The sequence below is a fragment of the Klebsiella sp. CN_Kp106 genome (assembly GCF_040064575.1).
GTDB lineage: Bacteria > Pseudomonadota > Gammaproteobacteria > Enterobacterales > Enterobacteriaceae > Klebsiella > Klebsiella michiganensis.
The window spans coordinates 56,780-77,988 of sequence record NZ_JBEAIG010000048.1; the positions used below are offsets into that span (position 1 = coordinate 56,780).

16 protein-coding genes are annotated in these 21,209 nt (G+C 57.5%); 10 read left to right on the plus strand and 6 right to left on the minus strand.

Annotated features, from left to right (window positions below):
* Window positions 1–71: 71 nt before the first annotated feature.
* Window positions 72–1,478 (plus strand): LLM class flavin-dependent oxidoreductase, encoded by a 1,407-nt coding sequence (locus ABLU96_RS14580; protein ID WP_014226609.1) that lies wholly within the window; start codon window positions 72–74, stop codon window positions 1,476–1,478.
* Between the two features lie 152 nt (window positions 1,479–1,630).
* On the opposite strand, the gene ABLU96_RS14585 is transcribed toward ABLU96_RS14580, so the two are convergent.
* From ABLU96_RS14585 to queF, 5 genes are all read right to left on the minus strand, one after another.
* Entirely contained in the window at window positions 1,631–2,572 is a 942-nt protein-coding gene (locus ABLU96_RS14585; protein ID WP_042945985.1) for an aliphatic sulfonate ABC transporter substrate-binding protein, read from the minus strand.
* Window positions 2,573–2,720: 148 nt separating this feature from the next.
* Complete coding sequence (locus ABLU96_RS14590) at window positions 2,721–4,088, minus strand: L-serine ammonia-lyase (RefSeq protein ID WP_032751051.1); 1,368 nt, start codon at window positions 4,086–4,088, stop codon at window positions 2,721–2,723.
* 50 nt (window positions 4,089–4,138) lie between these two features.
* Window positions 4,139–5,428, minus strand: coding sequence for an HAAAP family serine/threonine permease (locus tag ABLU96_RS14595; RefSeq protein WP_004124376.1), 1,290 nt, complete (start codon window positions 5,426–5,428; stop codon window positions 4,139–4,141).
* A gap of 544 nt (window positions 5,429–5,972) precedes the next feature.
* Window positions 5,973–7,340, minus strand: a complete 1,368-nt coding sequence (ppnN, locus tag ABLU96_RS14600) for a nucleotide 5'-monophosphate nucleosidase PpnN (protein ID WP_004853652.1) — start codon at window positions 7,338–7,340, stop codon at window positions 5,973–5,975.
* A 111-nt stretch (window positions 7,341–7,451) separates the two neighbouring features.
* Entirely contained in the window at window positions 7,452–8,297 is an 846-nt protein-coding gene (queF, locus tag ABLU96_RS14605) for an NADPH-dependent 7-cyano-7-deazaguanine reductase QueF (RefSeq protein ID WP_004853651.1), read from the minus strand.
* Window positions 8,298–8,366: 69 nt separating this feature from the next.
* On the opposite strand from queF, the gene syd reads away from it, so the two are divergent.
* From syd to ABLU96_RS14645, 8 genes are all read left to right on the plus strand, one after another.
* Entirely contained in the window at window positions 8,367–8,924 is a 558-nt protein-coding gene (gene syd / locus ABLU96_RS14610) for a SecY-interacting protein (RefSeq protein ID WP_014226606.1), read from the plus strand.
* Window positions 8,925–9,557: 633 nt separating this feature from the next.
* On the plus strand, window positions 9,558–9,887 hold the full coding sequence (locus ABLU96_RS14615; RefSeq protein WP_014226604.1) for a YqcC family protein: 330 nt from the start codon (window positions 9,558–9,560) through the stop codon (window positions 9,885–9,887).
* Complete coding sequence (gene truC / locus ABLU96_RS14620) at window positions 9,887–10,681, plus strand: tRNA pseudouridine(65) synthase TruC (protein ID WP_014226603.1); 795 nt, start codon at window positions 9,887–9,889, stop codon at window positions 10,679–10,681. Before ABLU96_RS14615 ends, truC begins: the two co-directional genes overlap by 1 nt.
* A 2-nt stretch (window positions 10,682–10,683) precedes the next feature.
* Complete coding sequence (locus ABLU96_RS14625; RefSeq protein WP_014226602.1) at window positions 10,684–11,127, plus strand: flavodoxin; 444 nt, start codon at window positions 10,684–10,686, stop codon at window positions 11,125–11,127.
* A 484-nt stretch (window positions 11,128–11,611) separates the two neighbouring features.
* The gene (gene gudP, locus ABLU96_RS14630; protein WP_004124361.1) at window positions 11,612–12,970 is read left to right on the plus strand and encodes a galactarate/glucarate/glycerate transporter GudP; all 1,359 of its coding nucleotides are present in this window, start codon (window positions 11,612–11,614) and stop codon (window positions 12,968–12,970) included.
* Entirely contained in the window at window positions 12,967–14,307 is a 1,341-nt protein-coding gene (locus ABLU96_RS14635; RefSeq protein WP_064404139.1) for an enolase C-terminal domain-like protein, read from the plus strand. Before gudP ends, ABLU96_RS14635 begins: the two co-directional genes overlap by 4 nt.
* 19 nt (window positions 14,308–14,326) lie before the next feature.
* The gene (gudD, locus tag ABLU96_RS14640; RefSeq protein WP_014226600.1) at window positions 14,327–15,667 is read left to right on the plus strand and encodes a glucarate dehydratase; all 1,341 of its coding nucleotides are present in this window, start codon (window positions 14,327–14,329) and stop codon (window positions 15,665–15,667) included.
* 71 nt (window positions 15,668–15,738) lie between these two features.
* Complete coding sequence (locus ABLU96_RS14645; protein ID WP_014226599.1) at window positions 15,739–16,878, plus strand: glycerate kinase; 1,140 nt, start codon at window positions 15,739–15,741, stop codon at window positions 16,876–16,878.
* A 49-nt stretch (window positions 16,879–16,927) separates the two neighbouring features.
* Here the strand turns inward: ABLU96_RS14645 and barA are convergent, their stop codons facing one another.
* Entirely contained in the window at window positions 16,928–19,681 is a 2,754-nt protein-coding gene (gene barA / locus ABLU96_RS14650) for a two-component sensor histidine kinase BarA (RefSeq protein ID WP_048260293.1), read from the minus strand.
* A 122-nt stretch (window positions 19,682–19,803) separates the two neighbouring features.
* On the opposite strand from barA, the gene rlmD reads away from it, so the two are divergent.
* On the plus strand, window positions 19,804–21,147 hold the full coding sequence (gene rlmD / locus ABLU96_RS14655) for a 23S rRNA (uracil(1939)-C(5))-methyltransferase RlmD (RefSeq protein ID WP_064404137.1): 1,344 nt from the start codon (window positions 19,804–19,806) through the stop codon (window positions 21,145–21,147).
* Window positions 21,148–21,209: the final 62 nt, after the last annotated feature.

Below are 21,209 nucleotides of genomic sequence, written 5' to 3' on the forward strand. Positions count from 1 at the left end.
GCCTTTTATCCCCTGATTCCTTTAATGATTATGCGCGCGTCCCGACAGCGGGGCGTGCCGTGGAGAGTGCTATGTCATCACAACGTGAAATTCGTCTGAACGCTTTTGATATGAACTGCGTCGGCCATCAGTCGCCGGGGCTGTGGGCCCATCCGCGCGACCGCTCCTGGCAGTATAAAGACCTCGAGTATTGGGTCGACCTGGCGCGTCTGCTGGAGCGGGGCAAGTTTGACGGGCTATTTATCGCTGATGTGCTGGGCGTCTATGACGTGCTGAACGGCAACGGCGATGCGGCGATCCGCCAGGCGGCGCAGGTGCCGGTCAACGATCCGCTGGCGCTGATTACGCCGATGGCGCTGGTGACGGAGCATCTGGGATTCGGCCTGACCGCTTCGCTCTCTTTTGAGCATCCCTATCCGTTCGCCCGCCGTCTTTCAACTCTCGACCATCTGACCAAGGGGCGAGTGGGCTGGAATATCGTGACCTCCTATCTTGAGAGCGGGGCGCGTAATATTGGCCAGAAAGCGCAGACCGACCACGACGCCCGCTACGACTATGCCGATGAATATCTGGAGGTGGTCTATAAGCTGCTGGAGGGGAGCTGGGAGGATGGCGCGGTGCTGCGCGACAGGGAACGTAAGATCTTCAGCGATCCGCGAAAAATTCACCCGATTAACCATCAGGGGAACTTCTTCTCGGTGCCGGGGATCCACCTCTGCGAGCCGTCGCCGCAGCGTACGCCGGTACTCTATCAGGCGGGCGCCTCCAGCCGCGGCAAGCAGTTCGCCGCCGGCCACGCGGAGTGCGTATTTGTCGGCGCGCCGTCGAAAGTGCTGCTGAAAAAGACGGTGGCGGATATTCGCCGTCGCGCCGAGGAGGCCGGGCGCGATCCGCGCAGCATCCTGATCTTCAATATGCAGACGGTCATCGTCGGCGAAACCGACCGTGAAGCTCAGGCTAAATGGCAGGAGTATAAACCGTACGTCAGCTACGAAGGGGCGCTGGCTCTGCTCTCCGGCTGGACCGGCATCGACCTTGGTCAGTATCAGCCGGATCAGGTGCTGGAGTATCTGCATACCAACGCGATTCAGTCGATGGTAGAGGCGTTTTCCACCGCCGATCCGAACAGCCAGTGGACCGTGCAGAAGCTGGCGGACTGGGCGGGGATCGGCGGCTTCGGGCCGCTGGTGGTCGGCAGCCCGCAGACGGTCGCCGATGAGCTGCAGTCCTGGGTCGAAGAGACCGACGTCGATGGGTTTAACCTCGCCTATGCGGTGACCCACGAAACCTTCCGCGACGTGGTGGATTTGCTGGTTCCGGAGCTGCAAAAGCGCGGCGTGTTTAAGCAGGAGTATCGCGAGGGAACCCTGCGCGAGAAGCTGTTTGGCGCCGGCCCGCGGCTGGCTGCGCCGCATCCGGGCGCAGGCTATCGCTACGGCGCGCAGGTCGCGGTCGGAAGTGAAGAGAAGGTGAGTTAATTTTGCCGGTCCCCCTCTCCTCGAAGGGTGAGGGGCTGAACTGTGGGGCGGGAGGTTTTTCCCGGAGGCGGCGCTCGGGCTACGGATCCACCGCCGTCTGCGGGCCGGTAGCCCGGGTAAGGCGCTTGCGCCGCGACCCGGGAAGGGAAGACTTACTGCTTATCCAGCGACCAGGTCGCGCTGCGAACATCGACTTTCACCGGCAGCAGGCCGATACGGGTGAAGGTATCCGCCAGCGCCTGCTGTTCGTTATAGACCGCAGGCGTCATACGCTCAGCACCATAAGGCAGACGCGCCAGCGTCTTCAGCCAGATAGCCTTATCCAGCCCGGTTGAGGTGGAGAGGATCCCGGCGGCATCCTCCTGATGACTGTTGGCCCATTCGCTCAGTTTACCCAGCTCATCCACCACCTGCTTTGCGGTATCCGGATAGGTGTCGGCAAATTTGCGGCTGGCCAGGTAGAAGGTGTAGTGCGGCACCAGCCCTTCGGCATTGCCAATCTGTCGCGCTTTGGCGTTCGTTTCCACTTCGGCGAGGAACGGATCCCAGATAACCCAGGCGTCAATAGCGCCGCGCTGGAAGGCGGCGCGGGCGTCAGCAGGCGGCAGATAGACCGGCGTGATATCTTTATAGCTCAGCCCGGCTTTCTCCAGCGCGGTCACCAGCAGGTAGTTTACGTCGGAGCCTTTATTGAGCCCCACGCGCTTGCCCTTAAGATCGGCCACGCTCTTAATTGCCGAGTTTTCCGCCACCACGATGGCCTCGGTTTTTGGGTTCGCCGGGGAGTGGGCTAAATAGACCAGATCCGCCTGCGCCGCCTGGGCAAAGGCCGGCGGCGCATCGCCGGTGGCGGCGAGGTCGATGCTGCCGACGTTCAGCCCTTCCAGCATCTGCGGCCCGGCGGGAAATTCAATCCAGCGGACGGCGATACCCTGCTTTTTGAAGCTTTCATCGAGGGTGCCGCGATATTTAAGCAGCGCGAAGATATTAGCTTTCTGATAACCGATATTCACGGTCTCCGGCGCTTTCGCCAGCGCGGAAGCGGATAAGCCTGCCAGCAGTAGCAGCAGCGCCGGGCGGGATAATCTGAGCATGATTTGTTCTCCTTGAGCGGTTTTTCCGTAAGGTAACAAATCGTCTTTATAACTAATAAATAACTAAATTATCATTTATATAACATAAATGAAGGAGGAGGGCAGGGAAAAGAAGCCCGGCATGCCGCAGCATACCGGGAGGGGGGCGTTAATCGCAGGCGACAATCTTCATTGCCAGGCCGCCGCGCGAGGTTTCACGATATTTGGCGTTCATATCTTTGCCCGTTTCGTACATGGTCTCGATGACTTTATCGAGGCACACCCGCGGCTCGCTGGTGCGGCGCAGGGCCATACGTGCGGCATTGACCGCTTTAACCGCCGCGATAGCGTTACGCTCGATGCAAGGCACCTGCACCTGGCCGGCAACCGGATCGCAGGTGAGACCGAGGTTGTGCTCCATACCAATTTCCGCCGCGATGCATACCTGACCCGGACTGCCGCCAAGCAGTTCAGCCAGACCGGCCGCCGCCATTGAACAGGCTACGCCGACTTCACCCTGGCAGCCCACTTCGGCGCCGGAAATCGAGGCGTTCATCTTATAGAGCGAGCCAATGGCGCTGGTGACCAGCATATAGCGCGCCAGCGAGTTGGCGTTCACTTTGCGGATGAACTTGTCGTAGTAGGCCAGCACCGCAGGTACGATACCGCAGGCGCCGTTGGTCGGCGCGGTCACGACGCGTCCGCCGGCGGCGTTCTCTTCGTTAACCGCCAGGGCGAACATGTTAATCCAGTCAACGACCGCCATCGGGTCGCTGTTGGTGTTGTCCTGGCTTACCAGCATCCGGCGCAGCGCGGCGGCGCGACGCGGCACCCGCAGCTTGCCCGGCAGAACCCCCTCGGTGGTGATGCCGCGCTCAATTCCGCTGCTCATCACTTCCCAGACCGCGGCAAAATGCTGCTCCAGCGCTTCTTTACTGTGCAGCGCCAGCTCGTTTTGCATCATCAGCCCGGAGAGCGATAGCCCGCTTTCGCGGCAGTGGCGCTGCAGATCGGCGGCGTTTTTATACGGATAAGGTACGGCGACCGGCGCCTCGCGGGTCACGCCGAAATGGTCTTCATCGACGATAAACCCGCCGCCGATGGAGTAATACGTCTGGCTGTAGAGAACCTTCTCGCCGCCGAGGGCGGTAATACGCATGCCGTTTTCATGCCGCGACAGGTTGTCGGCGTGGAAATTCATGCACTGATCGACCGGGAACGCCACTTCCTGCTGGCCGTTTGCCAGCATCAGGCGGCCATGGGTGTTGACGTCCTGGATAAAGCCGGGAATCGCGTCGATGTCGACGGTATCCGGCAGGTTGCCCGCCAGGCCCATAATAATCGCGATATCGGTATGGTGGCCTTTACCCGTCAGGGAAAGGGAGCCGTAGACATCGACGACGACTTTGGTTACCTCGGAAAGCAGTCCGCGCTCAATAAGATCGTCCGTGAATTGTTTGCCCGCTTTCATCGGTCCAACGGTGTGGGAGCTGGAAGGGCCAATGCCGATTTTAAAAATATCGAATACGCTGATCATGATGCATCCAGTGCTGTCGGGAGCGCCGCCGTCAGGCGGCGCGGGGGATATTAACTAAACAGAGAGTAGAAAATCGCGGAGATAGCAATCAGGCCCATAATCACCACGAAAACGTTGCTGACGTGGCCGCTGTATTTACGCATCGCCGGGACTTTCTGAATCGCGTACATCGGCATCAGGAACAGAATCATCGCGATAATCGGGCCGCCCAGGGTTTCGATCATCCCGAGGATGCTGGGGTTCAGCGTCGCCACAATCCAGGTGGTGACCAGCATGAACAGGGCGGTGATTTTGTTCAGTTTATTGATTTCGATGGACTTGCCTTTACCGCGCAGGGATTTAATCACCATGCCGTTAAAGCCTTCGCGAGCGCCCAGGTAGTGGCCAAGGAAGGATTTAGTGATGGCGATCATCGCAATGATCGGCGCCATCCAGGCGATGATCGGCGCGTTAAAGTGGTTCGCCAGGTAAGACAGAATCGAGATGTTCTGATCTTTCGCCGCCGCCAGATCCGCCGGGGAGAGGCTCAGTACGCAGCTGAAGACGAAGAACATGACGGTCAGCACCATCATGATGTGCGCGCGGGCCAGAATGCTGGAACATTTTTTCTCTGCGCCCTGGCCGTACTCTTCGCGTTTCGCGACGGCGAAGGAGGAGATGATCGGCGAGTGGTTAAAAGAAAACACCATCACCGGAATCGCCAGCCACAGGGTCATCCACAGGCCGTTGCCGGTCGCGGTCGCGCTGCTCAGGGAGAGGGTTTCCAGCGCCGCGCCGTTCCACTGCGGAATCAGATAAAAGGCCAGAATCATCAGCGCGACCACGAACGGGAACACCAGCACGCTCATCGCTTTCACAATCATCTGCTCGCCGAAGCGCACGATGGTCATCATGCCGACAATCAGAATCAGGGAAAGAATGGCGCGAGGCGGCGGCGTTATGTGCAGCTGGTGCAGCATAAAGCTTTCCACGGTGTTGGTGATCGCCACGCTGTAGACCAGCAGAATCGGGTAGATGGCGAAGAAGTAGAGCAGGGTAATCAGCTTACCTGCGCCAACGCCGAAATGCTCTTCGACCACTTCAGTGATGTCTTCGCCCGGATTCTTACCGGACAGCACGAAACGGGTCATCCCGCGGTGGGCGAAGAAGGTCATCGGGAAGGCCAGAATCGCCATGATGATCAGCGGGATCATGCCGCCGACGCCGGCGTTGATCGGCAGAAACAGGACGCCCGCGCCGATAGCCGTGCCGTACAGGCCCAGCATCCACATGGTGTCCGTCTTACGCCAACCGCTACGGGTAGCATCCGAAACGATGGTGCTGGTTTGAGTGGTTTCCATCTGTATCTCCTGGAGGAAGCAACAAAATCTATTGAATAAAAAAGACCAAATAATATGAAATTCGTTTGTTTACGGTTTTTTAGGCATTTTCTCCGTAACAATTGGTGCGGGAAGATACATTTATATGGTGAATGCATCAGTGATCGCGATCTCAAATGCAATAATCCACTTTAAATGTAAGCAATTTTAGTCCAACAGCCTGTTTCTGGTGGTCAGCCAGAGATTTGTGGCGCGGAGGCTATCATTTTCAGCATATGAGAGAATAGTGGCGCGACGTAATAACGAGGTTTTTACTGTAAAAATGCGAAGTTCTCGACGTTTTTACGTTAAAAGGCGTTTTTCCTGGTGATATTTATTGCAGTTTTTGGAAACGCAAACGATTGGCTTTTGTAAAGGCGATGCTAAAAATTCATAAAAGGAATGATTTATCTGGAAAGCATACGGGCGAATGCAGAAGCGAAAAAGCGGAGAAAGAGTGCCGCCCGGGCGGGGAGAAATAGCCCGGGGGCGTAAGCCGCCGCCCGGGAGAAGAGCAGAAGAGAACTCAGGAACAGATTTCGTAGCAGGGGATGTAAGCGGTGCCGCCCGGCAGCTTCATACGATGCTGCGCCACAAAGCCCTGCAGCAGATCGTCCATGCGGCGCATCATTGCCGGGTCGCCGTGAATCTTATACGGGCCGAATTTCTCGATAGCCTGGATACCCACCTCTTTAACGTTACCGGCGACGATACCGGAGAAGGCGCGGCGGAGATCCGCTGCCAGCACTTCCACCGGCTGGTCCGGATAGAGCTTAAGATTGGCCATATTCTCATGGGTCGGATCGAACGGCATCTGCAGGTCCGGCGCAATGCGCATCGACCAGTTGAAGCTGTAGGCGTCGCCGGTCTCGCGGCGATTCTCTTTCACCATCGGCATCGCTTTTTTCATCTGGCGGGCCACTTCCGCGGCATCGTCAACGATAATGCGATAGTGACGACGGGCGGCTTCACCCAGCGTATGGACGATAAACTCATCCAGCACGCGGAAATAATCGGCGCTCTCTTTTGGCCCGGTGAGAATCAGCGGCAGAACCTGCGACTTGTTCGACGGGTGCATCAAAATGCCCAGCAGATAGAGCAGTTCTTCCGCCGTGCCCACGCCGCCTGGGAAGATGATGATGCCGTGGGCGATGCGCACGAACGCCTCCAGGCGTTTTTCGATATCCGGCATGATGATCAGTTCGTTCACCAGCGGGTTCGGCGGCTCGGCGGCGATAATCGACGGCTCGGTCATACCGATAAAGCGGCTGTCTCTGTAACGCTGCTGCGCGTGGCCGACGGCGGCGCCTTTCATCGGCGCTTCCATCGCGCCCGGTCCACAGCCGGTACAGATATTCAGTTCGCGCAGGCCCAGCTGGGTGCCGACGCGGCGGGCGTACAGATATTCGTTTTCGTTAATCGAGTGGCCGCCCCAGCAGACAATCATGTTTGGCGCTTCGCCGACGTGCAGGGCGCGGGCGTTACGCAAAATGGAGAAAACCAGGTTGGTGATATGCACCGAGCTTTCAAGATCGAGATTCGGGAAGCGAACGGTATTGTGGATCTGGCCGTAGACGAACAGGATATCGCGCAGTACGGCAAACAGGTTGGCCTGCAGGGAACGGATAATACGCCCGTCAACGAAAGCGTCTTCCGGCGGGTTGATCAGTTCCAGCTTCACGCCGCGTTCGCGACGCAGCACGTTAATATCGAAGTTTTCAAAACGAGACAGAAGCTCCTTGCTGTTATCGGTCAGGCTCCCCGAGTTGAGCACAGCAAGCGAGCAGTTGCGAAAGAGTTGATACAGGTCACTGCTGGCGGTGCGTTTAAGCATATCCACTTCCAGCTGCGACAGCATATCCATTGAACCAAGCGGGCTAACATGTGTAATCAAGTGAACTCCTTACAGGACGATTATCGTCTTCCTGTGATTACAATAGCCCTGCTGATGGCGTTTTCACAACCTTGCGCGCGGGTTAACGTGCGCAAATTGTGAAAATGTTTACTATTGACGGGCGAGGCGACCGGTGGCCGGCACAAAATCGGTATTGCTGCGCCATGGGTTGATATCGAGACCGCCTCGTCGCGTGTAGCGCGCATAAACGGAAAGGGCTTCCGGCTGGCAGAAACGCTGAATGTCATTGAAGATGCGCTCTACGCACTGCTCGTGGAACTCGTTGTGGTGGCGGAATGACACCAGATAGCGCAGCAGCTTTTCGCGATCGATTTTCGCCCCGCGATACTGGATTTGCACCGACCCCCAGTCTGGCTGGTGGGTAATCAGGCAGTTGGACTTCAGCAGATGGCTGACCAGGGTCTCTTCGACCACTTTGCCGGCCGCGGCGTCCTGCAGGTAATCGGCGCTGAACTGGTAATTATCGATTTCAATATCCTGGTCGTCGATGCAGGTGCCGTGCAGATGAGCGACCGGCTGGCCTTCGAGCTCATCGAGGCGATACAGCGCTACCTTCACTTCTCCTTGCGCACAGGCGCTGAGATCGCGCGCCAGCGTCGCCTCGACCGCCTGCCAGTCGGCAAAGCGCGTCTGGTTGAAGCTGTTGAGATAGAGCTTAAAGCTTTTTGATTCCACCAGGTTTACGGTGGTATCGCTGAGCTCCACGTGGCCCACGGCGACCTGCGGCAGGCCTTTGGCGTTCAGCCAGGAGAGCTCATACAGCGTCCAGATATCGGCGCCGTGAAACGGCAGGTTATCGGCGTGCAGATCCAGCGGGTCGCGGTTCAGGCTGCGCGGGACGCCCTGAAGCAGGCTGGCGTCGTAGGTATCGCGGTAATCGGTTGATTTTCCGAGCGTCAGGCCGGCCAGCGCCTGATGATTATCGTAAGAAGACATGTTTCACCATAGTTAAAGCGGTTACACTATATGCCAAGTGTATCCTGTCTAACGTGAAGAGAGAAACCGGTGGACCAGCAAACCGCAGAAGCGCTACAAGCATTTACCCAACGTTATTGTGAGGCGTGGCAGCAGCAGCGCTCCAGCCTGCCGCGCAGCGAAGAGCTTTACGGTATCCCGTCGCCGTGCGTCAACGGCACGGATGATGACGGCGTTTTCTGGCAGCCGCAGCCGTTTTCATTAGCACAAAATATTGACGCGGTTGAACGGGCGCTGGAGATTGTGGTACAACAACCGCTTCATGCTTATTATACCACTCAGTTTGCCGGCGATATGCAGGCGCGTTTTGCCGATGAAACTGCCGATGAAACCATGACGCTGCTGCAAACCTGGAGCCCGGATGATTTCCAGCGGGTGCAGGAGAATCTGATTGGTCATCTGCTGGTGCAAAAGCGTTTGAAGCTGTCGCCCACGCTGTTTATCGCCACGCTGGACAGCGAACTGGAGGTCATTTCGGTCTGTAATATGAGCGGTGAAGTGATCAAAGAGACCCTCGGCACCCGAAAACGGACGACCCTTTCTCCCTCGCTTGCGAGTTTCCTTAATTCCCTTAAGCCAGTTCTGTAATCCACAGTACCCAAACTTTTGTGAGAGATCTCTTACAAGACCTGTAAGAGATCGTCATCATTTAAGCCGATCCTTCAGGGGGCGTATTTTAAGAAATATAATATTTTTCAAGTGATTAATGATTTTCTCATTAAGGATACTGACGATTAATCTTAAGATATTGTCTTAACAAGGGTTGTAAGACAGGGCGGAATCAGGGATTCTATACACATCGACAGGGAGTTGATAAACGAAGTGAACATCAGGATGATGACGCTTCTGCAGGACCCGCCAGGATGGCGTTGCAAGGACAGGCTTCAGGATGAAGCGCAGGATAACGCAGGATTGCGTAAAAGGACACCTCCAGGAAGGAGAACGAGAGCCGAGCGGGACGTTCGGTGGATCAGGAAGATCAGGACAGACTTAAGGATGAGTTATTTCGCATCGGGGTGGTGTGAAAGCAGGATGCAACTGTTTATGGATGAACATGGTCAGGAGACCTCAGGAAAAGTTTTCAAGGACGAGCAGGGAGCACCAATGTAGCTGGATTGCTGCAAAACGAACCGGGAGCACTGTTTTATACAGTGCTCCCTTTTTTTATTTCTCGTCTGAATTTGCTATTCTGCGCCGGTTTTTAACTCACCGAGGTTTCCCATGACTCTTGACCATCGCGTGCGCGAGCGCCTGCTCGCCATTGAAGCGCTGCTGCGCGAAACGGAACACTGGCAGGATAGTGCCCCCGATAGCCGCGCGTTTGCCAGCGAACAGCCGTTTTGCCTCGACACCATGGAGCCGCTTGAATGGCTGCAGTGGGTATTGATTCCGCGTATGCACCAGCTTCTGGAAAGCGGAACGCCGCTGCCGCAGAACTTCGCCGTTGCGCCCTATTATGAGATGGCTCTGGATAATGCTCACCCCGTGCGCGAGCGGGTGCTGGCCGAACTGGTCCTGCTGGATGCGCTGTTTGCCGGCGGCGAAGCCTGATGCTGGAGATTTTATATCAGGACCAGTGGCTGGTCGCGGTGAACAAGCCATCGGGCTGGCTGGTGCACCGCAGCTGGCTGGATCGTGATGAAAAAGTGGTGGTGATGCAGACCGTGCGCGACCAGATAGGCCAGCACGTGTTCACCGCCCATCGCCTCGACAGGCCGACGTCCGGCGTGCTGCTGATGGGGCTGTCGAGCGAAGCGGGAAGATTGCTGTCGCAGCAGTTCGAGCAGCATCAAATGCAGAAACGCTATCATGCGATCGCTCGCGGCTGGCTGAACGACGAAGCGGTGCTTGATTACCCGCTGGTTGAGGAACTGGATAAAATCGCCGATAAGTTTGCCCGCGAAAATAAAGACCCGCAGCCGGCGGTGACGCATTATCGCGGCCTGGCGACGGTAGAGATGCCGGTGGCGACCGGCCGTTACCCCACGACCCGCTATAGCCTGGTGGAGCTGGAACCGAAAACCGGACGTAAACACCAGCTACGTCGCCATCTTGCCCATCTTCGCCATCCGATTATCGGCGATAGCAAACACGGCGATTTGCGGCAGAATCGCAGCGCGGCGGCGCACTTTGGCTGCGATCGGCTGATGCTGCACGCCAGCCAGCTCTCGTTAACGCATCCCTTTACCGGCGAACCGTTGGTTATTCGCGCCGGTCTTGACGACGTCTGGATGCGCGCGCTGTCGCAGTTTGGCTGGCGCGGCCTTCTCCCGCTAAATGAAAGGGTTGAGTTTGCCGACGACTGCGGTCAGGATGAAGAGATACAGGTCAATTCAGGGAGATAGTCATGGCAGAAGTCGGAATTTTTGTCGGCACGATGTATGGAAATTCGCTCCTGGTCGCCGAAGAGGCGCAGGCTATTTTGAGCGGGCTGGGGCATCAGGCGAAAGTCTTTGAAGATCCCGAGGTCAAAGACTGGGAGTCGTATAGCGGTAGATATGTGCTGGTGGTGACATCGACCACCGGACAGGGCGATTTACCGGACAGTATCGTGCCCTTGTACGAAGGCATTAAAGATATGTATCAGCCGCATTTACGCTATGGGATTATCGCCCTGGGCGATAGCACCTACGCTAACTTCTGCGGCGGCGGCTTAAAGTTTGATGCGTTATTGCAGGAACAGGGCGGCACGCGCGTTGGCGAGATGCTGATGATTGACGCCAGCGAAGATCCGGAACCCGAAAGCGTCTCTAACCCATGGGTAACGCAGTGGGCGTCGCTGCTCGATTAAAAAGTTTCGCCCTCTCCCTACACTAGAGGGCGCTCCTTTTTTACTGATGTTCAATGCCAGAGCCAGATTAACGGTCAAAAAGATCGTACCAATTCTCCGCGTAGCTGGCTTCGGGCATTTGCCTTAAAACCTGTGTAATGCCAGGGCCTTTACCGGGCTATTTCACGGGGTCAAGAGAGTTGATTCACACTCCTGCCTTTTGCACCGCCGTTTCCGCCTCTGAACGCGCGCGGTTTTTCATTTCCGTGAACCATCCCCCATCTCATTAGGCATACGCCATAAATCACATTTACTCAGCCGGTGAAAGCTGTGTATTTGCACGGTGAGCCCGCCAGCCGCTCTTTTTATACTTTCCCTGCCAGTTCCCAATGCAGTGCCAGATATAACGAAAACAATGAAAAACACTAACACGTCATTCTGAGTACCCTACAGGTTGTGCTGTTCAGAATGAACGTAGCTAACGCTATGATTCAGGAGTGCAACAATGAGTTCATTAAGTCAGGCGGCGAGCGGCGCTGAAAAGCGCACCAATGCTCGCTACTGGATAGTGGTGATGCTGTTTATCGTCACATCCTTCAACTACGGCGACCGCGCCACCTTATCCATTGCCGGATCGGAGATGGCCAAAGATATTGGTCTTGACGCCGTTGGCATGGGGTATGTTTTCTCCGCGTTTTCATGGGCCTATGTGATCGGCCAAATCCCGGGCGGTTGGCTGCTTGACCGCTTCGGTTCAAAACGCGTCTACTTCTGGTCCATTTTTATCTGGTCCATGTTTACCCTGCTGCAGGGCTTCGTCGATATTTTCAGCGGCTTCGGCATTATCGTCGCGCTGTTTACCCTGCGTTTCCTTGTCGGCCTGGCCGAAGCGCCATCTTTCCCCGGAAACAGCCGTATCGTCGCGGCGTGGTTCCCGGCGCAGGAGAGGGGCACCGCGGTGGCTATCTTTAACTCCGCGCAATACTTTGCCACCGTTATTTTTGCGCCAATCATGGGTTGGCTGACCCATGAGGTGGGCTGGTCGCACGTGTTCTTCTTTATGGGCGGCCTCGGGATTATCATCAGCTTTGTCTGGCTGAAGGTCATTCATGAACCCAACCAGCATCCGGGCGTGAACCAAAAAGAGCTGGATTACATCGCCGCTGGCGGCGCGCTGATCAACATGGATCAGGCGGCGGCCAAAGCCAAGGTGCCGTTTAGCGTAAAATGGGGGCAAATTAAGCAGCTGCTGGGCTCCCGAATGATGATTGGCGTCTATATCGGACAGTACTGCATTAATGCTTTAACCTATTTCTTTATCACCTGGTTCCCGGTTTATCTGGTGCAGGCGCGCGGCATGTCCATTCTGAAAGCCGGTTTCGTCGCTTCGGTGCCGGCTATCTGCGGCTTCGCGGGCGGCGTGCTCGGCGGGATTATTTCCGACTGGCTGATGCGTCGTACCGGCTCGCTGAATATCGCGCGTAAAACGCCGATCGTGATGGGGATGCTGCTGTCGATGGTGATGGTGTTCTGTAACTACGTCAACGTGGAGTGGATGATCATCGGCTTTATGGCGCTGGCCTTCTTCGGTAAAGGCATCGGCGCGCTGGGCTGGGCGGTCATGGCGGATACGGCACCGAAAGAGATCAGCGGGCTGAGCGGCGGTCTGTTCAACATGTTCGGCAATATCTCCGGCATCGTGACGCCAATTGCGATTGGCTACATCGTTGGCACCACCGGTTCGTTTAACGGCGCGCTGATTTATGTGGGCGTCCATGCGCTGGTGGCGGTGCTGAGCTATCTGGTTCTGGTCGGCGATATTAAGCGTATTGAACTGAAACCTGTGGCAGGACAATCATCATGACAACGCAATCGAGCCCCGTTATCACGGACATGAAGGTTATCCCGGTGGCCGGGCAGGACAGTATGCTGCTCAATATCGGCGGTGCCCATAACGCGTACTTTACCCGTAATATCGTGGTGCTGACCGACAGCGCCGGCAATACCGGCGTCGGCGAAGCGCCCGGCGGCGAGGTGATTTATCAGACGCTGGTGGAGGCGATCCCGATGGTTTTGGGGCAGGAAATCGCCCGCCTGAATAAAGTGGTTCAGCAGGTGCATAAAGGCAACCAGGCCGCGGATTTTGACACTTTTGGTAAAGGCGCCTGGACGTTCGAACTGCGGGTGAACGCGGTGGCGGCGCTGGAGGCTGCGCTGCTGGATCTGCTGGGCAAGGCGCTCAACGTGCCGGTTTGCGAACTGCTGGGGCCGGGCAAGCAGCGCGATGCGGTGACCGTGCTGGGCTACCTGTTCTACGTGGGCGATCGTACGAAGACCGATCTGCCCTATCTGGAAAGCACGCCGGGCAGCCACGCGTGGTATCGCCTGCGTCATCAGGAAGCGCTGAACAGCGGGGCGGTGGTGCGGCTGGCGGAAGCCGCGCAGGATCGCTACGGCTTTAAAGATTTCAAACTCAAGGGCGGCGTGCTGCCCGGCGAGCAGGAGATCGAAACCGCCCGCGCGCTGAAGAAGCGTTTCCCGGATGCGCGCATTACGGTCGACCCTAACGGCGCCTGGCTGCTGGATGAAGCCATCGCCCTGTGCAAAGGGCTGAACGATGTGCTGACCTACGCCGAAGACCCCTGCGGCGCCGAGCAGGGCTTTTCCGGCCGCGAAGTGATGGCGGAATTCCGCCGCGCCACCGGTTTGCCGGTGGCAACTAACATGATCGCCACCAACTGGCGCGAAATGGGCCATGCGGTGATGCTGAACGCCGTGGATATTCCGCTGGCCGATCCGCACTTCTGGACCCTGTCCGGCGCGGTGCGCGTGGCGCAGCTGTGCGATGACTGGGGCCTGACCTGGGGCTGCCATTCCAATAACCACTTTGATATTTCACTGGCCATGTTCACCCACGTCGGCGCGGCGGCGCCGGGTAACCCCACGGCCATCGATACCCACTGGATTTGGCAGGAGGGAGATTGCCGTCTGACCAAAAATCCGCTGGAGATTAAGCACGGAAAAATTGCTGTTCCGGACGCGCCAGGACTTGGCGTTGAGCTGGACTGGGAGCAGGTACAGAAAGCGCATGAGGCGTATAAAAAGCTGCCCGGCGGCGCGCGTAATGACGCAGGCCCAATGCAGTACCTGATCCCCGGATGGACTTTTGACCGTAAACGCCCCGTTTTCGGCCGTCACTGATTTGAATAAGGACTAAATTATGAGCGCACAATTTTCGACCCCCGTTGTTTCTTCTATGCAGGTCATTCCGGTCGCGGGCCACGACAGCATGCTGATGAACCTGAGCGGCGCGCACGCCCCGTTCTTCACGCGCAATATTGTGGTGATCAAAGATAATTCCGGCCATACCGGCGTCGGTGAAATCCCCGGCGGAGAGAAAATCCGCACCACCCTGGAGGACGCGATCCCGCTGGTGGTCGGTAAGACGCTGGGTGAATATAAAAACGTGCTGACCGCCGTGCGCAATACTTTCGCCGACCGCGACGCCGGTGGACGCGGTTTGCAGACCTTCGATCTGCGTACCACAATTCACGTAGTGACCGGGATCGAAGCGGCGATGCTTGACCTGCTGGGCCAGCATCTGGGCGTGAACGTGGCGTCTCTGCTGGGCGATGGCCAACAGCGCAGCGAAGTGGAAATGCTCGGCTACCTGTTCTTCGTCGGCAACCGTAAAGCCACGCCGCTGCCGTATCAGAGCCAGCCCGATGACAAATGCGACTGGTATCGCCTGCGTCATGATGAAGCGATGACCCCGGATGCGGTGGTGCGCCTGGCGGAAGCGGCGTATGAGAAATATGGCTTTAATGACTTTAAACTGAAAGGCGGCGTACTGGCCGGGGAAGAGGAAGCGGAGTCCATCGTCGCGCTGGCGAAGCGCTTCCCGCAGGCGCGCGTGACCCTCGATCCGAACGGCGCGTGGTCGCTGGATGAAGCGATCAAAATTGGCAAATACCTGAAAGGCTCTCTGGCCTATGCGGAAGATCCGTGCGGCGCAGAACAGGGCTTCTCCGGACGCGAAGTGATGGCGGAGTTCCGCCGCGCCACCGGCCTGCCGACGGCGACCAATATGATCGCGACCGACTGGCGTCAGATGGGCCACACGCTGTCGCTGCAGTCCGTCGATATTCCGCTGGCGGATCCGCACTTCTGGACCATGCAGGGTTCCGTCCGCGTGGCGCAGATGTGCCACGAGTTTGGCCTGACCTGGGGCTCGCACTCTAACAACCACTTTGATATCTCGCTGGCGATGTTTACCCACGTGGCGGCGGCAGCGCCGGGTAAAATTACCGCCATCGACACCCACTGGATCTGGCAGGAGGGGAACCAGCGTCTGACCAAAGAGCCCTTTGAAATTAAAGGCGGGATGGTACAGGTACCGGCGAAACCGGGTCTGGGCGTGGAGCTCGATATGGATCGGGTGATGAAAGCCCATGAGCTGTACCAGAAACACGGCCTGGGCGCGCGCGATGACGCGATGGGCATGCAGTATTTGATCCCGAACTGGACGTTTGATAACAAGCGTCCATGCATGGTGCGCTAAAGAAATACCGGTCCCTTCGGGGACCGGTTTCCTGCACGGCGTCGGGTAATCGTTCATTTTAAGGACAGCATATGAAGATAGTGATCGCACCGGATTCATACAAGGAGAGCCTGAGTGCGCTGGATGTCGCAACCGCGATAGAACAAGGTTTTCGGGAAATTTACGCCGATGCGGAGTACGTCAAGCTGCCGGTTGCCGACGGTGGCGAAGGAACCGTTGAAGCCATGGTTGCCGCGACCCAGGGATGCCGGATTGCGGTCACCGTCACCGGTCCGCTCGGTGAACCCGTGGAGGCCTTCTATGGCCTGTCGGGCGACAGGCAGTGCGCGTTTATTGAAATGGCGGCGGCAAGCGGCCTGGAGAGCGTACCGCCGGCGCGGCGAAATCCTTTGCTGACCACTTCATGGGGGACCGGCGAGCTGATTCGCCATGCGCTGGATGCCGGAGTGAGGCAAATTATTATCGGCATCGGCGGCAGCGCGACGAACGACGGCGGCGCCGGGATGGTACAGGCGCTGGGGGCGAAACTGCTGACCAAAGATAACCAGCAGATTGCCGCCGGCGGACGCGCGCTGGAGAGCCTCGCGCGCATCGACGTTAGCGAACTTGATAAACGCCTGGCCGGCTGTCGTATTGACGTCGCTTGCGATGTTACCAACCCGCTGACGGGACCACAGGGCGCGACGGCGGTATTTGGGCCGCAGAAAGGGGCGACGGCGGAGATGATCCCCTGCCTGGACAACGCGCTGGCCCATTTTGCCGATATTATCCATCGCGATTTAGAACTTGATGTGCTGCATCTTGAAGGCGGCGGCGCGGCGGGGGGAATGGGCGCGGGCCTGTACGCCTTTTGCGGCGCAAAGCTGCGGCCGGGCATTGAGATTGTGACCGATGCGCTCCATCTTGCCGATATCGTGGCGGATGCGGACCTGGTGATCACCGGCGAAGGGCGTATCGATAGCCAGACGGTTCACGGCAAAGTGCCGGTTGGCGTGGCGAGGGTGGCAAAACGCTACAACCTGCCGGTCATCGGCATTGCCGGGAGCCTGACGGCTGACGTCGGCGTCGTGCATCAGCACGGCCTGGATGCGGTATTCAGCGTGATTTATTCAGTTTGCACCCTGGAGCAAGCACTGGAAAATGCCGCCGAAAACGTGCGTATGACGGCGAGAAACGTCGCCGCCGTGCTGAAAATGGGCCGGCTATTATAGGTTTTTCCCCGGTCGCGAAGCGCAGACCGGGGCTCGCGTTTTACATCCTCTAAATCCCCAACAGCTTACAGGCTTCGCGCGCGACGTTGTCCATTTCATCCAGCAGCTCCAGAAACTCCGGCTCCATCTCCTCGGCGGCGGTGCCCGCGCGTAGCTGGCTCTCAAGGGTGTGACACAGTTTTTTCAGCCGCGGCACGCCGCTATAGCTACAGCTGCCGTGAAGCTTATGAATGAGATCCAGCACGCCTTCCGGCTGCTCTCCCACCAGCTGTTCTTCTACCTTATTACGCACCTCCGGCATAAAGGCGAGCAGCATCTGCAGCATTTCCCGCGCCAGATCCGGTTTCATCGCCGCCTGACGCAGCGCCAGCTGCCAGTCGAGGGTGATGTCATGGTTAACGGGCGGCTCAACAGGCTCCGCGGCGACCTGCGGCGGTAGCGTCTTTCCCGGCTGGTAGCGCAGCAGCAGGCTGTAGAGCTTATCCTCCTCAATGGGTTTCGCCAGATAGTCGTTCATCCCCGCGCTGAGTAATTTCTCTCGCTGCCCTTCCAGGGCGTGGGCGGTCACGGCGATCACCGGCGTTTGCTGTTGATGAGGGAGCTGGTGAATCAGTTCGCAGGCGCGGATCCCATCCATCTCCGGCATCTGAATATCCATCAGAATCAGATCCTGCTGCGTTTCTCTGGCCCGCTCGACGGCGTGCTGGCCGCTGTCGCAGAGGATAACGTGCTGGACTAAATCCTCAAGCAGGGCGCCGATAAGCTTGAGATTCGCCGGATTGTCATCAACGGCCATGACCGTCATCGGAAGCTTCTTACTATCGGAACGCGGCGGCAGAACCGTCGGCTGCGTCTGGCAGGAGGCTGTCAGCGCCGGCAGTAAGCGCGTTGAGGTCAGTGGCTTAAGCAAACAGGCGGCAATGCCGTCCTGGCGCAGCGTTTCGGCGCTGACCTGGGCGTGGCACGGCAGGGCCAGCACCAGATGATCGGCAAGCTTGCTGGCTCTTTCCAGCTTATCGCGATGCTGGCTCAGGTCGCGTATTGATACGGGAATGCCGGCCAGCAGGATATCGTAGTGAGCATCCGGTAGGGCGGTCATCGTCGGACTGTAAACCACCTCCAGCGGCGTTGTCGCCAGTAGCTCCATCGTACACTGCGCCGCCGCCGCGTTGGCCTCGATATAGGCCAGCTTTTTACCCGCCAGGCACTGGGTTGGCACGCTGTCGGGAACCGCGTTGGGGTTGAGGTCGAGGCTGATATGGAACCAGAACGTCGAGCCGCGATTAGGCTGGCTATGGAAGGAGATATCGCCGCCCATCTCTTTCACCAGCCGCTGGGTGATGACCAGCCCAAGTCCGGTTCCGCCGTGGCGACGGGAGATGCTGGCGTCGGCCTGGCGGAACGCCTGGAACAGACGCGACTGATCGCGTTCAGGAATTCCGATACCGGTATCGTGGATCTGGACTTCGATTTGTACCCTTGAGTTGCTGATGGCGCGCTGTTCCACCAGCACGTCGATATTGCCGTGTTCGGTAAACTTGATGGCGTTGCCCATCAGATTGGTAATAATTTGCTGCAGGCGCAGCGGGTCGCCAATGACGTTATCCGGCACATCGTTTTTGATATTCAGCGTCAGCTCCAGCCCCTTATCGTGCGCCGAGTGCGCCAGCAGCGTGACCACCTCGTCCAGCGAAGTGCGCAGCAGGAACGGAATACTCTCCAGAATAAGCTTCCCGGCTTCGAGCTTAGAGAAGTCCAGAACATCGTTAATGATGGCCAGCAGATTATTCGCGGAACGCTCAATGGTCGTCAGGTGATCGCGCTGGGTGGTGTTTAAGTCGGTCTTCAGCGTCAGGCGGGTAAAGCCAATGACGCCGTTGAGCGGTGTGCGCAGTTCATGGGACATGTTGGCGAGGAATTCGGATTTGATTCGCGCCGCTTCCTGCGCGCGTTTTTTCGCCAGATCCAGCTCGACGTTCTGGATTTCCATCTGTTCAAGCGTTTCCCGCAGATCCGATGTCGCCTGATCGACGTTATGCTGCATCTCTTCGTGGTAGGCCGCCAGCGACATGGCCATGGAGTTGATGCCGTTTTTCAGCATATCCAGCTCGCCGAGCATAAAGCCTTCGACGCGGCTATCAAGCTGGCCCCGGCGGATGCGGTCAACGGTGTTCACCATATTGCGGATCGGCCCGGTCACGTCGCGCATCAGACGCCAGCCGAAGATCAGCGCAATACCGATACAGAACAGCATCATCACGCTGGAGATAAAGATCTCTTTGTACTGCTGTAGCCGCACCGATTTGAGATCCATCTCAAGCGCCACGTAGCCCAGCATATTGTCCGGCATCTTGGCATCGCTTCCCGGCGATTCATCCGGTGAATAGCTTTCCGAGATAATAGGGGTACGCAAAATCATCAAATCGCCGTGGCGCACCACGCTCAGGCGGCGGGGAAAGGGTTCCCCTTTTGGCAGCTGAAGTTCGCCGGGATCGAGCTGAAAGTTAGAGGTGACAAACAGCCTGTTGTGCGAGTCGTAGATGGAAATGGCGCGCACAATATCGGAGTGGCGGCGGTGCAGCACGCTGATGAGCTGCCCGATTGACTCGCGGTTTTGCAAATTCATGCCATATTCACTGGAGACCGCCAGCGGTTCGATAATACTGGCGCCGGCATCCTCCAGCTGGCGCTGTAGGTCGTTATAGCGGTGTGCGACGAAGAAAATACTGAGCAGCAGACCGATCAGAACGGTAGGCGCCAGAATAAGAATCATCATGCGGGCACGAAGGCTGTAGTTGGTCATGCGGTTCCATTATGGGAGAATATACACATCATCTTTCAGGAGGCTGGTGCGTTGTTACTCTGGCTCATCCTGACCGAACTCTTATCCAGAGTCAGTATATTTAATTGAGACAAATCTCTACGATGGCGCAATTCTACTCTGCAAAACGGCGTGTGACGACGCGCCAGATCATAACCGTTACAGTAAATGACCTTGACCCCTTCGGCCAGGGCGTTGCGCGTCATCAGGGTAAGGCGCTGTTTATCAGCGGTTTATTGCCACAGGAGCAGGCTGACGTTGTTGTGGTCGAAGATAAAAAACAGTACGCCCGCGCCCAGGTTAAACGCCGTCTTAGCGATAGCCCGCAGCGGCAGGCGCCGCGCTGCCCGCATTTTGGCATCTGCGGCGGGTGCCAGCAGCAGCACGCCAGCATTGAACTGCAGCAGCAGAGCAAACGCGCCGCGCTCGCGAGGCTGATGAAGCGCGACGTTGATGACATTATAGCCGCTTCGCCGTGGGGCTATCGCCGCCGGGCGCGTCTGAGCTTGAATTATCAGCCAAAGTCCCAACAATTACAGATGGGCTTCCGCAAGGCTAACGCCAGCGAGATCGTCGATGTGGTGCAGTGCCCCGTTTTGGTGCCCACTCTTGGTGCGCTATTGCCCGCGGTACGTGAATGTCTTAGCGAATTGAAATCGGTGCGTCAGCTTGGCCACGTTGAGCTGGTGCAGGCGGATAACGGCCCGCTGATGGTATTGCGCCATACGGCGGCGCTTCCCGCGGCAGATAAAGAAAAGCTGGAACGTTTTTCGCAATCTCACGGTCTTTCCCTGTACCTCGCCCCGCAAAGCGAGATACTGGAACATATTCGCGGGGAAGCCCCCTGGTATACCTCGGACGGTCTACGCTTAGTGTTCAGTCCGCGCGATTTTATCCAGGTGAACGATGGCGTAAACCAGCTGATGGTGCGTACGGCGCTGGAATGGCTGGATATCCAGCCTCAGGAACGCGTGCTGGACCTCTTTTGCGGCATGGGCAACTTTACCCTGCCGCTGGCGAAGCGTGCGGCGCAGGTGGTTGGCGTTGAAGGGGTTCCCGCGCTGGTGGCGAAGGGCCAGGAGAACGCGGCGTTGAACGGGTTGCATAATGTGACTTTCTTCCATGAGAACCTGGAAGAGGACGTCACCCGCCAGGCGTGGGCGAAGCACGGTTTTGATAAGGTCTTGCTCGACCCGGCGCGCGCCGGCGCGGCGGGCGTTATGTTACATATTATAAAATTAGCGCCGCGTCGGGTGGTGTATGTTTCATGTAACCCGGCGACCCTGGCGCGCGATAGCGACGTTTTATTGCAGGCGGGATATACCATTCAACGCCTGGCGATGCTCGATATGTTCCCGCATACCGGACATCTGGAATCAATGGTGTTGTTTGAGCACAAGAATCATTCAAATCGCAGTGAAGCGGCATCCTCAGAAGCAGGTGACTGAGATAAAAGACGAACGCCAGCGTTGACGCGGTTTGAAGGATGAAGTGTAAAAGTTGAGGCTTG